This is a genomic window from Rhizobium sp. BK650, assembly GCF_014195325.1.
GTDB lineage: Bacteria > Pseudomonadota > Alphaproteobacteria > Rhizobiales > Rhizobiaceae > Rhizobium.
Genome location: NZ_JACIBK010000007.1, coordinates 127,818 through 142,614 on the forward strand (window position 1 = coordinate 127,818; position 14,797 = coordinate 142,614).

13 protein-coding genes, 2 tRNA genes and 1 pseudogene are annotated in these 14,797 nt (G+C 57.3%); 9 read left to right on the top strand and 7 right to left on the bottom strand.

Annotation, left to right across the window (positions count from 1 at the left end; genetic code table 11):
* Positions 1–84 precede the first annotated feature (84 nt).
* Together FHX15_RS18170 and FHX15_RS31580 are read right to left on the bottom strand one after the other, a co-directional pair.
* A complete protein-coding gene (locus FHX15_RS18170) occupies positions 85–702 on the bottom strand; it encodes a hypothetical protein (protein WP_184399526.1) in 618 nt (205 codons plus the stop codon).
* Between the two features lie 96 nt (positions 703–798).
* Positions 799–1,038 (bottom strand): annotated as a pseudogene (locus FHX15_RS31580) (helix-turn-helix domain-containing protein); the annotation flags it as partial.
* Between the two features lie 107 nt (positions 1,039–1,145).
* Here FHX15_RS31580 and FHX15_RS18180 point away from each other — a divergent pair.
* Entirely contained in the window at positions 1,146–1,409 is a 264-nt protein-coding gene (locus tag FHX15_RS18180) for a hypothetical protein (RefSeq protein ID WP_184399530.1), read from the top strand.
* Between the two features lie 353 nt (positions 1,410–1,762).
* Here FHX15_RS18180 and FHX15_RS18185 read toward each other — a convergent pair.
* Positions 1,763–1,837, bottom strand: a tRNA-Asn gene (locus FHX15_RS18185).
* Positions 1,838–1,955: 118 nt separating this feature from the next.
* Here FHX15_RS18185 and FHX15_RS31035 point away from each other — a divergent pair.
* On the top strand, positions 1,956–2,249 hold the full coding sequence (locus FHX15_RS31035) for a hypothetical protein (RefSeq protein WP_246779000.1): 294 nt from the start codon (positions 1,956–1,958) through the stop codon (positions 2,247–2,249).
* 97 nt (positions 2,250–2,346) lie between these two features.
* On the opposite strand, the gene FHX15_RS18190 is transcribed toward FHX15_RS31035, so the two are convergent.
* Positions 2,347–2,736, bottom strand: coding sequence for a KTSC domain-containing protein (locus FHX15_RS18190; RefSeq protein WP_184399532.1), 390 nt, complete (start codon positions 2,734–2,736; stop codon positions 2,347–2,349).
* A gap of 463 nt (positions 2,737–3,199) precedes the next feature.
* Here FHX15_RS18190 and FHX15_RS18195 point away from each other — a divergent pair.
* A tRNA-Cys gene (locus FHX15_RS18195) sits at positions 3,200–3,273 on the top strand.
* Positions 3,274–3,343: 70 nt separating this feature from the next.
* Here the strand turns inward: FHX15_RS18195 and FHX15_RS18200 are convergent.
* Complete coding sequence (locus FHX15_RS18200; protein ID WP_184399534.1) at positions 3,344–3,634, bottom strand: hypothetical protein; 291 nt, start codon at positions 3,632–3,634, stop codon at positions 3,344–3,346.
* A 473-nt stretch (positions 3,635–4,107) separates the two neighbouring features.
* Here FHX15_RS18200 and FHX15_RS18205 point away from each other — a divergent pair, with 473 nt between their 5' ends.
* The 5 genes from FHX15_RS18205 (at position 4,108) to exoR (ending at position 12,034) form a co-directional block, all read left to right on the top strand.
* Positions 4,108–4,773 carry a protein-L-isoaspartate O-methyltransferase gene (locus tag FHX15_RS18205; RefSeq protein ID WP_184399536.1) on the top strand — a complete coding sequence of 222 codons (666 nt, stop codon included), beginning with the start codon at positions 4,108–4,110 and terminating at the stop codon, positions 4,771–4,773.
* Between the two features lie 230 nt (positions 4,774–5,003).
* Entirely contained in the window at positions 5,004–5,888 is an 885-nt protein-coding gene (locus tag FHX15_RS18210; RefSeq protein ID WP_184399538.1) for a PopZ family protein, read from the top strand.
* Between the two features lie 118 nt (positions 5,889–6,006).
* Positions 6,007–8,850, top strand: coding sequence for a valine--tRNA ligase (locus FHX15_RS18215; protein WP_184399549.1), 2,844 nt, complete (start codon positions 6,007–6,009; stop codon positions 8,848–8,850).
* A 389-nt stretch (positions 8,851–9,239) separates the two neighbouring features.
* Complete coding sequence (locus FHX15_RS18220; RefSeq protein ID WP_184399551.1) at positions 9,240–10,517, top strand: OmpP1/FadL family transporter; 1,278 nt, start codon at positions 9,240–9,242, stop codon at positions 10,515–10,517.
* 713 nt (positions 10,518–11,230) lie between these two features.
* Positions 11,231–12,034: an exopolysaccharide production regulator ExoR gene (exoR, locus tag FHX15_RS18225; RefSeq protein WP_184399553.1), complete on the top strand. Its 804-nt coding sequence runs from the start codon at positions 11,231–11,233 to the stop codon at positions 12,032–12,034.
* A gap of 65 nt (positions 12,035–12,099) precedes the next feature.
* Here exoR and xth read toward each other — a convergent pair whose 3' ends face one another.
* A complete protein-coding gene (gene xth, locus FHX15_RS18230) occupies positions 12,100–12,891 on the bottom strand; it encodes an exodeoxyribonuclease III (protein ID WP_184399555.1) in 792 nt (263 codons plus the stop codon).
* A 120-nt stretch (positions 12,892–13,011) separates the two neighbouring features.
* A complete protein-coding gene (gene erpA, locus FHX15_RS18235; RefSeq protein WP_184399557.1) occupies positions 13,012–13,344 on the bottom strand; it encodes an iron-sulfur cluster insertion protein ErpA in 333 nt (110 codons plus the stop codon).
* A gap of 220 nt (positions 13,345–13,564) precedes the next feature.
* Here erpA and FHX15_RS18240 point away from each other — a divergent pair, with 220 nt between their 5' ends.
* A complete protein-coding gene (locus FHX15_RS18240; RefSeq protein ID WP_184399559.1) occupies positions 13,565–14,782 on the top strand; it encodes a deoxyguanosinetriphosphate triphosphohydrolase in 1,218 nt (405 codons plus the stop codon).
* Positions 14,783–14,797: the final 15 nt, after the last annotated feature.

Sequence of the window (14,797 nt, forward strand, 5' to 3'; positions counted from 1 at the left end):
AAACGTGAAGCCGGTTATCCAGCGCGGCCAATAACAACCCACAAAGAAAACTAGAACTTCCAGTCGCGATAGGTGTCGATCCGCTTAACCTCGGCCCGGCCCCTCGTCGGTAATGAACCACTCGCGCTTGCCAGTGGCATCTTTGGCGCCTGGCCGCACCACGCCCACCTTAGACAAAGCCTCCATCGTCTTCTCGCCTGCTTCAGGGATGGTGTCGGTGGTCCAGCAGTCAGGATGGCCAATCATGAAGCGAAGGATTCGTTGTTCGCGGGCGTCTAACTTGTGCAGCGGTGCATGCTTCTCGCGCTCCCTCTGCTGAGCCTGCCAGTATTCGAGCCCGCGATCCTCGTTCTGCTTGTTCGCTCCGCGTTTCAGCTTGAGCTCGTTTCCTCTTATGTCCTCGTCATAAACCTTGCTGAAAATATCGAAGAGATCGTCTTGCTCTTTTAGCTCCACGGCTTCGACAACTACAAACCAAGCATACCATTGAGAGCCTGCATTGTCGTCGATGTGCCGCAGGAAGTATCGACCGACCACCTCGGCGATTGCCGTTCCGCTTTTGCGGATTGCGAGTGCGTAGCGATCGCCAAAGCCAGGAATGGTGCCGCCGAGATCGGATAGTGAGAACGTGGCATCGAGCCAATACGCGCCAGTTTTCTGCCGCTCAATGAAGTAGACCTTATCGTCGACGATAATCGACACCGACTAACCACCCGCACCGGGCGGCGCGTCGTTAGTCAGGTGTTCCTCGTATTGAACGGTCTGCCTCTCGTCGACATCGATCAATGCGCCAACCGGCGAAGCAAGTCGGACGCCGGGGCCGCCGGCGCCTGAATAATTGCCGTCGAGGAAGCGGACGCCGGCCGCTTCTAGAGCGCCGACGACTGCTGCGACATTGTTCTTCATGCCTTCGACGGCGCCATCGCTCGCTTCCATGCGCTTCAGCGTGGGGACTGAAATATTGGCTGCCGCGGCTAGCTCTGCCTGAGTAAGATCTGCGAGAGCACGCGCCGCCGCGAGCTGTTTTCCGATTATCATGACTGATCCATAAGTATCAAGATTATCTATAGGTGTTGATGCGCGTCGTGAAGTGAGCTAAAAGTATCACATCGATACATTCGATGCAACGAACGAGGAGCTTCACTATGCTTGCCACGCCAATCGACAGAACTGCGTTGTCACGTTCCCTAATCGGAAGAAGACGATGCCCCATCAACCCCGAATACCAGTTCGAGTATGAAATCGGCCAGGTGGTCGTTCTGGAGTGCACCGGAGAGACAGCCGTTATTGCTGGCCGCATCCAGATTATGGGATGCGTCGACGAATATATAGTCGAGGTTGTCGGCGCGAAATGTGATCCGCTGCGCGTCATGGATTTTCAAATAAGCCGAGACGCTGCGCGATCCTAAAGTTTCAATCCCCTCGCCTCTGCGTAGGGGCGGGTAGGCGGCAACAGCTTGAACACTGTTGTGCGCTGGCCGGGCAGGGAGCCTTCCGTCACAAGTGGGCTCCTCCGGTTCCTTCAGCCGGTGGCGGCCGGCTGTTCTGCCCGTCGTCGAGCCGCATCGGCGGCGGGCATCCCATACCATGCCACCACAAGCGCGCCCGTCGGCCTCACCAGCTGGCGGGCAAATCTTCTCGGCGATGGAGCCAATAGCGGAGTCGAACCGATATCCACAGAAACGGGATTAGGAGAAAAATTAGGAGCCGGTTCATCTAGAACCGACTCCTTCAATATAATCAGCTAGTTAGCTGAAGAAACTGGCTCCCCGGGCCGGATTCGAACCGGCGACCTGTCGATTAACAGTCGAATGCTCTACCGCTGAGCTACCAGGGATCACCGCTTGGCCGCGGCGTGAGCGGGGTAATACAAATGCTTTCCCAATTTGCCAAGCGGTTTTTTCAAAAAAATGAAATCAGCTTGTATTTGCAGCGCTTGCGCCCATCTCTTGTGGATGACTAGCAGGAAAAATGGGCCGAAAAAGGCCGGAGAAGTGCGTTTCGGGATAGATCACAAGGATGGCAAGCTGGTTCTTGGCTCGGTCAGGCTGCCTATGCCGCGCTCGCGCATCGCACGGATGGCAACCGGAACGCTACTTATTTTAGGGGGCATTCTGGGCTTTTTGCCGGTTCTCGGCTTCTGGATGTTGCCGCTGGGCTTTCTTGTGTTGTCCCACGACCTGCCGATCGCACGCAGATGGCGGCGACGTGCGGCCGTCTGGTGGCATCGTCGAAAGCGCACGGCCTGAATCTTCACGGAAGGTCGCCGGCGCCAAAGCCGACGGCGGACTTTGATTGGACTTTCGGCCTGAAGAATCGCAGCGCTCAGTACGGTATGGTGGTTCGTCACCGCTGGGAGGCGACAGAGCTCTCAATAGAGGCTGGAGCGATCGTTCCCGATCCTGTGATCTCAGAGAGGTGGATTGGCAGCTCGCCATTTTCCTCGAGCGCCGTCGCCGTGATCACGAGTGCGCCGATGAAAAATATCAGGAGCTTTGCCGCATAGGAGCCGAGTTTGGCTTTGTGTTGCCAGCCGGCTTCTACACGCGACGGTTCCAGATAATATTTATAGTAAAATTCCGGATCGTCTGTTTCGACGAGATTATCGTAGACATGGGGAAGAACCCCATGGTGCCGCACTGAGCGGCCATGGGCAAATCTGATATGAAGGATTTGGGCTTCCGGATCATAGGATGCAGCCCGAATCTCCTTGGACTTCAACGGCACCCAGTTCATTTCTGCTCCTATCTCTCCCAGGCGAAGGATGGGATAGCAAAGCTGAAAGTCAAGTTAAGAATTTTTTGTTCTTTCCATAGAAGAACTTATGGAATTACTAATATAATGCAAATGAAAGTACGGTCCTCATCTAAGATGAGGGCCTCGCGTATAAATATAGGAAATAGGATGAAGCTGTCTTGAGTTTCACCTATTGCACAATTTGGGCCGCCCGGGAGGGCCTATTCGAGCACATTTAGCCTAAATGTTGTTCAAGTAAGCCCGAATTCTCGACGGAATCACCTCTTATCGTCAGATATGATAACGACCGCGTCGCTGGCTTCCGGCGCGTGATCTACCCGCATTCTGTACGGCGCCGATGTGGCCAGAGTTTGAAATCGCGGGAAATGTTTTTGGAAAGCCCTCTTGCGATTTCCTTACGATCATTCTAAACGCTCGCCACGGCTAAGTTGACAGCCTGTGAGGCCTCGTGGCGGAGTGGTGACGCAGAGGACTGCAAATCCTTGTACCCCGGTTCAATTCCGGGCGAGGCCTCCAAAAATTTTCACCGATATATAATTCCGATCCGCTTCATACATCGGCACGGCATCGGTTCGGCGGTCTCGCATCACCAGATGCTGGGAACTTGGGCGAAATCGAATTGGGCTGGTTTGATACCGGTGAGGAAATAAAGCGCCCGCAATCCGCCGCTGCGCAGGCCCGCCAGATAGCCGGCATCGTCCTCTGAGATTGGGTTCTCTATATGCACATCGGGGCCGAGCAGCCGTTGCAGCGCCTGCGCCGAAATCCGTGTGAAATTGCAGACAGCGCCGCTTCTGAACTTCACAAGCAGCAGCCGCGCTTCCGGATTGTAATGAAGCGCTTCGATATCTGGCGATTGGATGGCGAATGTTTGCATGCGGGCAACCTAGCGAAAGCTGCGGTTGGCGCAACAATATGGTTGATATAGAGTTAATGGTGCAATCGACTGTGCCGGATCGATCCGACTGGACGCGGCAAGCTCTTTCGCCGGCGCGTCGAGCAGATGGGCCAGGAAACTTTTACTGGAAGAGGGACGATCTGTTCAGTTCGTCTCGCGGTCCAAGAGCCCGCAGCAGAATATACCGACGAGCGCTGCGCCGATGAAAAAGTCGAACAGCGTAAAATATTCCAGAATGGCAGACATGGCCTGCTCCTCCTCATTTCCTCCGGTTAGAACAATATCATGAAATCGAAATTTGCTCCACGCATAAGTTGCAGCCATCGTCTTTCGCCTGCTGCATTCGGGGAGGGGCGGCGGGATTCTTCAAACGGGTCACCGGCAAGCCTTGAAAGCATTCGTGCCGGAGATTAAGAGACGGAAGACAGAACCGCTTTCATCGGCGAGAGGATATGATGGATTTCGAAGCAGCACGCGCAAAGATGGTCGACAACCAGATCCGTACCACGGACGTTACCTCGCATTCAGTGCTGACGGCCTTCCTCACCGTTCCGCGCGAAGCCTTTGTGCCGGAGAAGGCGAAGGCCTTGGCCTATATCGACAACGATATCGAAATTGCTCCGGCATCTGCCGGCAATCCAGCCCGCTTTCTCATGGAAGCATCGCCGCTCGCCAAGCTGCTGCAGCTTGCCGAGATCACCAAGGACGATGCCGTTCTCGAAGTCGGTGCCGGCACGGGCTATGCCTCCGCGCTGCTGTCGCTGGTCGCGGGTTCCGTCGTGGCACTCGAATCGGACGAAGCCCTCGCTGCGCAGGCCAAGGCAAATCTTGCTGGTTATCCCAATGTGCAGGTCGTGACCGGCCCGCTTGAAAAGGGCAATACCGCCGGCGCTCCTTATGATCTGATTTTCATCAACGGTTCGGTGGAAGAAGTTCCGGCAGCCCTTCTCGGCCAGTTGCAGGATGGCGGTCGCTTGGTCGCTGTGCAGGGATACGGTAATGCGGCCCGCGCCAAGGTCTTCGTCAGCGAGCGCGGCGCCGTTTCTGAAAACGTATTCTTCAATGCTTCGGTCAAGCCGCTGCCCGGTTTTGCCAAGGTTCGCGAATTCGTCTTCTAAGGCATCTCCACGGCAAATTTTTTGAGCGGGTGCCACGGGCGCCCGTTTTTGTTTCAGCCGCTGCAAAGCCTTCACAGACTTCGCTTACACTTGGGTAACAAAACTGTGCATGGCTGCATTTGTTTGATTCGCGATGATTTTTTTCCCTCCTGCGGTATTCTAAGGTCGTGGTGATTCGGATGCATGCTCCACGCCGTCCGGTCGTTGTTTAAGGGATAACGGGGATAGATATGGCTCAGCCAGGTGTAGCGCGTGAACCGTCCATGGAAGAGATTCTGGCCTCCATTCGCCAGATCATCGAAAGCAATGAGCCAGGCGCCGGAAAGGCGATATCTGCCTCGCTTCCGCCCGTTTACGAGACGGAAGAAGAAAACGACTCTGAAATCCATCTGACGGTTGATGACACCTATGCCGGCGTCGAGTTCCCGGAGCCTCCTGCACTGCGTCCAGATCCTCGTTTCGTCGCTGCGAATTCTGCCGGCACGGCACGCGAGCCGGAGATGCCAGCCCGCGCCATGTCGCTAGCTGATGTCGCAGCCCGCGTCCGTGCCGCTTCCGAGCGCAGCGCCGTTCAGGCTGGCCAGGTTCTTCGCGATATGCCTCAGCCATTCCGCGAGCCGCAGTCTGCTTACGAAGCACCGCGCGGGGCTGTCGTTCAGCCGCCCGTCGAGCCGGTTCAGGCTGCGCATATGGCTCCAGTTGCTCATCATGTACCGGAGCCCGCTCCGATCTTTGCTGATCCTCGGCTGGCCGAAATTCCGCAGCCCGCGACAGTGGAGCAGACGCCCGTGCTTCCCGTGATTGAACAGCATTTCGAGCCGGCAGCTTTCCCGGCTGCCGAGCGTAGGCCAGTTCAGGCAGCTGAACCCCCGCGCGCAGCCGAAGAGGTTCAGCCGTCGCTTCTGTCTCAGAACACCGGCCTGCAGGTCGCTCGCTCCTTCGAAGAGCTTGCCGCCGCCATCGATGGGGCCGCCGAGCGCCGCTCGCTCGATGAGATCGCCGAGGACATGCTGCGTCCCATGCTGCGCGAGTGGCTGGACGATAATCTGCCGACGCTCGTCGAACGCCTCGTGCGGGAAGAGATCGAACGTGTGGCGCGCGGCCCGCGGCGCTGATCGGACCGCTTTTTTGAGACAAGAGCCGCTCCGGTCTTCGGGGCGGCTTTTTTATTGACTTGGCCGTAGCCATCCTATTTACAAAACGCCCATCCTCGAACCTCGAAATGGTCAGAAAATGCTCGAAAAGACCTACGATTCCGCTGCCGTCGAACCGAAAATCGCCGCGAAATGGGATGAGGCCGATGCCTTCCGCGCCGGCGCCAATGCAAAGCCGGGTGCCGACAGCTTCACCATTGTCATCCCGCCGCCGAACGTGACCGGTTCGCTGCATATGGGCCATGCACTCAATAATACGCTGCAGGACGTACTGGTGCGGTTCGAGCGCATGCGCGGCAAGGATGTGCTTTGGCAGCCGGGCATGGATCATGCCGGCATCGCCACCCAGATGGTTGTCGAGCGCAAGTTGATGGAACAGCAGCTTCCCAGTCGCCGCGACATGGGCCGCGATGCCTTCATCGAAAAGGTTTGGGAATGGAAGGCTGAATCGGGCGGCCTGATCTTCAATCAGTTGAAGCGTCTCGGCGCTTCCTGCGACTGGTCGCGTGAGCGCTTCACCATGGACGAGGGCCTGTCGCAGGCCGTTCTCGAAGTGTTCGTCACACTGTACAAGGAAGGCTTGATTTACAAGGACAAGCGCCTCGTCAACTGGGATCCGAAGTTGCTGACGGCGATTTCCGACATGGAAGTTGAGCAGATCGAGCTCAAAGGCAATCTCTGGCATCTGCGCTATCCGCTGGAAGAGGGCGTCACCTATCAATACCCAATCGCTTTTGATGAGGAGGGTAAGCCCACCGAATTCGAAACGCGTGATTACCTCGTGGTTGCGACGACGCGACCGGAGACGATGCTTGGCGATACCGGCGTTGCGGTCAATCCCAAGGACGAGCGCTACAAATCGATCGTCGGCAAGCACGTTATCCTGCCGATCGTCGGCCGCCGCATTCCGATCGTCGCTGATAACTACGCCGACCCGACTGCCGGTACCGGTGCCGTCAAGGTCACGCCTGCGCACGACTTCAACGACTTTGAAGTCGGCAAGCGGGCCGGCCTGCGCGCGATCAACATCATGAACATCGACGGCACGATCACCATCAAGGACAACGAGGATTTCCTCGAAGGGCTCGATCATCCGGCCGCCCTGCACGGCGCCTGGGATCGTCTCGAAGGTCAGGATCGTTTCTATGCCCGCAAGATCATCGTCGAGATCTTCGAAGAGGCCGGCCTGCTCGACAAGATCGAGCCGCATAAGCATATGGTTCCGCATGGCGATCGTGGTGGCGTGCCGATCGAGCCGCGTCTGACCGAGCAATGGTGGGTCGATAACAAGACCCTTGCCAAGCCTGCCATTGCGTCCGTTCGCGAAGGCCGGACAAAGTTCGTTCCGAAGAACTGGGAAAACACCTACTTTCAGTGGATGGAGAATATCCAGCCGTGGTGCATCTCCCGTCAGCTGTGGTGGGGTCACCAGATTCCGGCCTGGTACGGTCCGGATGGTCAGGTATTCGTCGAGAAGACCGAAGAAGAGGCGCTGCAGGCCGCCATCCAGCACTACTTGTCGCATGAAGGACCGATGAAGGCCTATGTCGAGGACCTGCTTGAGAATTTCAGGCCGGGCGAGATCCTGACACGTGATGAAGACGTGCTCGACACCTGGTTCTCCTCGGCACTCTGGCCGTTCTCGACGCTTGGCTGGCCCGACAAGACACCAGAACTGGAGCGATATTACCCGACCAGCGTTCTTGTCACCGGTTTCGATATCATCCCGTTTTGGGTTGTTCGCATGATGCAGATGGGCCTGCATTTCATGAAGGACGAGGACGATAACCCGGTCGAGCCGTTCCATACAGTTTATATTCACGCCCTGGTGCGGGATAAGAACGGTCAGAAGATGTCGAAGTCCAAGGGCAACGTCATCGACCCGCTCGAACTGATGGATGAATATGGTGCGGATGCGCTGCGGTTCACGCTGGCGATCATGGCGGCCCAGGGCCGCGACGTGAAGCTCGACCCGGCCCGCATCGCCGGCTACCGCAATTTCGGCACCAAGCTCTGGAACGCCACGCGCTTTGCCGAAATGAACGGTGCTAAGAGCGATCCGCATTTCGTGCCGGAAGCGGCCGAACTCACGATCAATCGCTGGATCCTGACCGAGCTTGCCCGCGCGGAACGTGACGTAACGGAAGCCCTTGAAGCCTACCGTTTCAACGATGCCGCCGGCGCACTCTACCGCTTCGTCTGGAATCAGTTCTGCGACTGGTATCTCGAACTTCTGAAGCCAGTCTTCGGCGGTGAGGACGCGGCCGCCAAGGCCGAAGCCCAGGCCTGCAGCGCCTATGTTCTGGAAGAGATCTACAAGCTGTTGCACCCCTTTATGCCCTTCATGACCGAAGAGCTGTGGGCGCATACTGCGGGTGAGGGTCGGGAACGTGACGGATTGCTCTGCCACGCCGAATGGCCATCGCCGTCCTACACCGACAATGCTGCCGCCGATGAGATCAACTGGCTGATCGACCTCGTTTCCGGCATCCGCTCCGTCCGCTCGGAAATGAACGTGCCGCCGTCGGCCACCGCGCCGCTCGTCGTCGTCGGTGCCAACAGCCTGACGCGGGAGCGGCTGTTCCGTCACGACGCGGCCATCAAGCGCCTGGCGCGTACCGAGGCGATCTCGCTTGCGGACTCTGCACCGAAGGGTGCGGCTCAGATAGTCGTCGCAGAAGCGACCGCTTGCCTGCCGCTTGGCAATCTGATCGATCTCGCGGCGGAAAAGAGCCGTCTTGAAAAGGCGATCGCGAAGGCCGATGGCGAAATCGCGCGCATCGATGGCAAGCTGTCGAATGAGAAGTTCGTCGCCAACGCCAATCCGGAAGTGGTAGAGGCCGAGCGCGAACGCCACGCTGAGCTGACGGGCCAGATCGAAAGCCTGAGAACTGCTTTGGCGCGAGTTAGTGAAGCGGGATAATCGCGGAAAACGAGTAAATTATTCCTGGAGGCGCGTTCCGCTGGAGCGCGCCTTTTGCGTTTCCAAAAATACGATGATTCGCAAAAATGAGCTCTTTCGACCCTCGACCTGTAAATATAACCCGTCTGGGGGATCTCCTGCGCGAAAACTGCCACTGTTGTCAGTTTGATACAGCCTCCACCGTTGGTGGAATGAGAATCTAATACACCCCTGAAAACTGATAGGTAGAAGAATAGAATTTTATCTATCTAATTTTTTGACGTGCCCGTCAAATATTTACGTAAATTAGCCATAACGCAACTTCCTGACGCACGCGGCGGCCTCGTTGCGATTTATTAAGTTCACTAGCACAGTGTGATTACATCAATTGCTTGAGTGGGGGAGACACAATGGCATCGCGTATGTTTTCCAGGGGCGTAACATCGCTCATCATTGCTTCGGCACTCGCCTCGCCGTCCTTTGCAGGCGGTCTGGAGCGCGGAGGCTATAATATCGATCAGCTGTTCGATACGTCGCCTTTTTCGTTTCAGTCGGGCATCATTTACGTGTCACCGCAGCGCAAGCTGAAGGACGCTCGTGACACGAATACCTCGCCATCAGGAGGTGGCAATCTGAACAACCGTTCCAGCACCGCCGACGATACCGCGAACTACACCGTTCCCTATATCGGCTTCAAGGCAGGTTTCGGCGATGCAATCGACTGCCTTGTTGACTATTCCGAGCCCTTCGGCGGGCATTCCAATCCCGGTTTGAACTGGGCTGGCGCCAACAACAATATCGAAACGGAGATCAAAACCCGCAACTATGGTGGCACCTGCTCCTATCGCTTCGATGTCGGCCCGGGGCAGTTGCGTTTCATCGGTGGCGGCTTCTATCAGGAAGTTGAAGGTTTCAAGGAGCGCCTTGTTGCTCCAATCGGACCGCCGGCCTCTGCAATCTATAGCGGCGTCGGCCGGCTGGATCTTAGCGATGAGGCATGGGGATGGCGTGCGGGTCTTGCCTACGAAATACCTGAATATGGTTTTCGAGCCAGCCTAGTTTACAACAGCAAGGTCAAATACGACAATTTGACCGGTACGGTCGACCTGACCCAAGTGCCCAAGGCCCTAAATCCGGCCAATCCTGCCCTTGGTGTTGTCACGCCAGTATTCGGTTCCGCCGAAGCGCCGGATTCACTCGAACTGAAGTTGCAGAGCGGTATTGCTCCGGATTGGCTGGCTTTCGGCTCGGTCAAGTGGACGAACTGGAGTGTGCTGCAGTCGGTGCCTTTCTGCCCGACATCGACGAAAGGCCTTGCCGCCTGCACCTCCGGCGGGGCGACGGAACTGACCTCGCTCGACCTTCTCTATCGTGACGGCTGGACGATCACTGGTGGTGTCGGCCACAAGTTCAGCGATCAGTGGGCTGGCGCACTCAGCCTGACGTGGGATCGCGGCACCAGCCAGGGTTATGGGTCGCAGACCGACAGCTGGACGCTTGGTGTCGGCGCTGCCTTCACGCCGACCGAGCACATCGAATGGCGCGTTGCTGGTGCCGTCGGCGTGTTGACGAGCGGTTCATCAGGTGTCGTCACCCAGGACGGCGTAACCTTTGGAAATGATGTCTCCTATTCTTTCGGCAACGATTTGGTTGCCGCGTTGTCAACCAGCCTAAAGGTCAAGTTCTAATTTTCTAATTGGAAGAATTGAGGAGCCCGGCAGCGTCGGGCTCTTCTTGTTTTGCCACCATTAATCATCCCATCTTCTCGTCTCGTTTTGTGACGATTCAGCAACACTTTTTTACGATGGTTCGAGTATGGTGGTTGCGGGGCGAATTTGTCCATTTCCCGCCACAAAGAGGGCGCAGCGCTATTAGCGGGCGAGGAGATGACAAGCGTAGAGTATGCGTAGCAGTAGCATGGGTCGAATTTTTTCCGGTAACGCCAGATATTGCGATAGCAGAGGTGAGAAGCCAGCGGCAGCAACCGTTTTGCTTTCCGCCAAAGGCATTTCCGGCCGGGAATCCGTCTCTCCGATAGTGTTGCACATTTACGCGCTTCCGTCATTTTCAGTCCCCCGGCATGAAGCTTCGTGCACGACAAACGGTTGCGATACCGGTTTGGTCACATTTGCTGTTTACGAAGACGATAAAGGCGGCCGGGTGGTGACTGGGGTCGCAAGGAGAATACCGCGGACATCACATGCGGGCCGCGCCGGAAGCCGGGTGGTTCGCAGGGATGTGCAGGTTTTGAATGAGGGGCTTGGGGCTGGAAGCGACGCGGGTAAAGGGGCCTTGGAGCTCGCCGCGGGATCGCTCGCCTGGAAGGAATGCATCCGCGCGGGCAGAACGGCAAAAAAAGCCGCCGCCAAGCGTCTAGGGTGAACGAAAGAAACCGTTAGAGATGGTAACGTCTGAGTTGAGATTGTTCAAATTCACGCTAGTCAGCGTGTCGATGGCCATTTCCCTGGCTTTGGCCTGTCCGGTTCTGGCATTCGACATCAAGACGGGCGTTACGAAGGAATCGGGGCCTTTCGATCTCTTCAAATTCGGTTTCAAGGCATACAAGAACGGGCAGAAGGAAGAAGCTGTAGAGGCTTATAAATACGCCGCGGAAAAGGGCCACACCGGTTCGCGTTGGGCGCTCGCCAATATGTATGCTGACGGCGACGGCGTGGCGCAGGATGATTTCGAGGCCTTCAAGATCTACAGCGAGATCGCCCAGCAAGGCGTGGAGCCTGGCTCGGAAGATACCGGCTTCTTCATCAATGCGTTGCTGTCGCTTGCAAACTATTACAAGCACGGCATTGCCGGCAGTCCGGTGAAGATGGATCTCAACCAGGCCCGACAGCTCTATTTCCAGGTTGCTTCTACCTTCGGCGTTCCCGAGGCGCAGTTCCAGCTTGCCCAGATGATGCTTGCAGGCGAGGGCGGCAGCGCCAATATCAACCAGGCCAAGAAATGGCTCAACCAGGCTCGCAAGAGCGGCCACCCCGGCGCCATGGCGGTATTCGGCAATATCCTCTTCGACGAAGGCCAGTCTGCTCGCGGTCTGGCGCTGATGACGGCGGCTCTCGACCGCTGCAAACCGAAGGATTGCAGCTGGATGCAATCGCTGCAGGAGGATGCCTTCTCGGTCGCAAGCGAATCGGATCGCCGCACGGCCATATCCTTGTCGCACTCGATCGCGGCCGGCTCGGACGACTGAATTTTGCGAGCAATTCCGGCAAAACTGCGTAGCGGTTTTGCGTCCGGAATTGCGAAAGATTGATCTCAGGCAGCGAAATCGAAGTAGGCCACGACAGGCACGTGGTCGGACGGCTTTTCCCAGGCCCGCACATGCTTTTCGATCGCCGCTGACGTCAAGCGGTCCGCAGCTTCCGGCGACAGCATCAGATGATCGATGCGGATGCCGTTGTTCTTCTGCCAGGCGCCGGCTTGATAATCCCAGAAAGAATAGAGCGCCGTCGCATCGGTTGTTGAACGCACCGCATCGACGAACCCGAGATTTTCGAGCCGCCGGAAAGATTCGCGCGTCTGCGGCAGGAAGAGAGCGTCGCTTGCCCAGACCTTCGGGTCGAAGCAATCATGCGGCTCGGGAATGACGTTGTAGTCGCCGGCGAGAATGAAAATTTCCTCGAATTCGAGACGCTCTGCCGCGAATTTGCGCAGGCGCTCCATCCAGGCGAGCTTGTACGGGTACTTTTCCGTTTCCGGTGGGTTGCCGTTTGGCAGATAGAGGCAGCAGACTCGTGCGACCTTATTGCCGGGCAACGAGAACACGGCTTCGAGGAATCGCGCCTGCTCATCGAGCGGATCGCCGGGCAGGCCGCGATTGACCTCGGATGGCGAGCTCTTGGAAAGAATGGCAACGCCGTTGAACCCCTTCTGCCCATGCGTTTCCACATGGTAGCCGAGCGTTTCGATCTCCAGCCGAGGGAAACCTTCGTCGACCGTCTTGATTTCCTGCAGACAAACGATGTCAGGGCTGGAATCCCTCAGCCACTGCGTGAGGTTGTCGATACGCGCCTTGACGCCGTTGATGTTCCAGGTCGCGATCTTCATGGCTGTTACCTTGCTAACTCGGTCGGAGCTCTTTTATCGCGCTCCAGCGCCGGCCGACAAGACGAGAAACCGGCCGGAAGAAAATCTTCGGCCGGTTGGATGTGGAAAGCGGGTGTCGGGTCAGATTGCGAAGCTGGTGCCGCAGCCGCAGCTTGCCACCGCATTCGGATTCTTGATCTGGAAGGACTGGCCGAGCAGGTTGTCGACGAAATCGATCTCGGAACCGGCCATATAAACCAGCGAGAGGCTGTCGATCAGCACCTTGGCATTGTCCTTCTCAACGACGATGTCGTCCTCGTCGGCTGCATCCACGAGATCGAACTTGTAGGAAAAGCCCGAACAGCCGCCGCCTTCGACGGAAACGCGCAAGGCGCTCTTGCCGGGGTCGCTGCCGACGATGGCGGCAATCCGCTTTGCCGCGGCATCGGAAAGAGTTACATTCGCTTCAGTCATTTTTGCTCCTGCCGGGGTCAAGATCCGGAGAGTATCCATTTTAGACGTCCGATGTTCAAACGCATGATATCAAAGAAACTTATCATGTTCCTTCCGTGAAGGACAGGATCTGGCGAAGCGGTCGGTAAAGCGCCTCTTTGCCGTTTCTATGGACTATAGGTATGAAGAGCGGGAAGCGGCGTCAATGGGCAAGGCCGCAACGCGTTAGTGACGGTGAAGAATGACCTTCGACAGGCAGGCATTGGGTTTCGGCTATGGGGAACGGGCGGTCTATTCGGCAGACCCCTGGAACTCGCGTGGGCGCCTCTATCCGGAGAGCGGCAGCCCGACGCGCTCCGATTTCCAGCGTGACCGCGATCGCATCGTCCATACGACGGCCTTCCGCCGGCTGAAGCATAAGACTCAGGTTTTCATCGCCCAGGACGGCGACCACTACCGTACGCGCCTCACGCATACGATCGAGGTGGCACAGATCGCCCGTGCACTTGCCCGGGCCCTGAAGGTCGACGAGGATCTCGCCGAAGGCGTGGCGCTCGTCCACGATTTCGGCCACACGCCTTTCGGCCATACCGGCGAGGATGCGCTGCATGAAGAGTTGCTGCCTTACGGTGGCTTCGACCACAATGCTCAATCCTTGCGCATCGTCACCAAACTCGAGCGGCGTTATGCCGAATTCGATGGCATCAACCTGACTTGGGAAAGCCTCGAAGGCCTCGTCAAGCACAATGGCCCGCTGTTGACGGCCGATGGTGTCGGCACGCGCGGACCGGTGCCGCAGCCGATTCTCGACTATTGCGAGCTGCATGATCTGGAGCTCGCGAGCTATGCAAGCCTTGAGGCCCAGGTGGCGGCGATCGCCGACGACATCGCCTACAATACGCACGATATCGACGACGGCCTGCGCTCAGGTTATTTGAATTTCGAGATGCTGGAGGAAATTCCGTTCCTCGCCGGCCTGATGGCGGAGGTGAGGGAGCGGTACCCGCATCTGGAGCCCAGCCGCTTCACGCATGAAATCATGCGTCGCCAGATCACCCGCATGGTAGAGGACGTCATCGGCGTCGCGCAGAATCGCCTTGCAGAGCTGAAACCGCAGACGGCCGACGACATTCGCAAGGCCGATCATGTGATTGCGACGTTCTCAGCCGAAATGGCCGAAACCGACAGGCAGATCAAGGCGATGCTCTTCAAGCGCATCTATCGAAATCCTGACATCATGCGCATCCGCGCCGGTGCCGCCCAGATCGTCAAGGATCTCTTCGGTGCCTACATGGCCAATCCTCAGGAAATGCAAAGTCATTACTGGGTGGATTACATCGCCGGTCTGTCGGATGCCCCGAAGGCCCGGCATGTCGGCGATTATCTGGCCGGTATGACGGACACTTACGCCATCAGTGCCCACAGGCGATTGTTTGACCATACTCCGGATTTGCGATAGGCAGCGGGCGCCCGG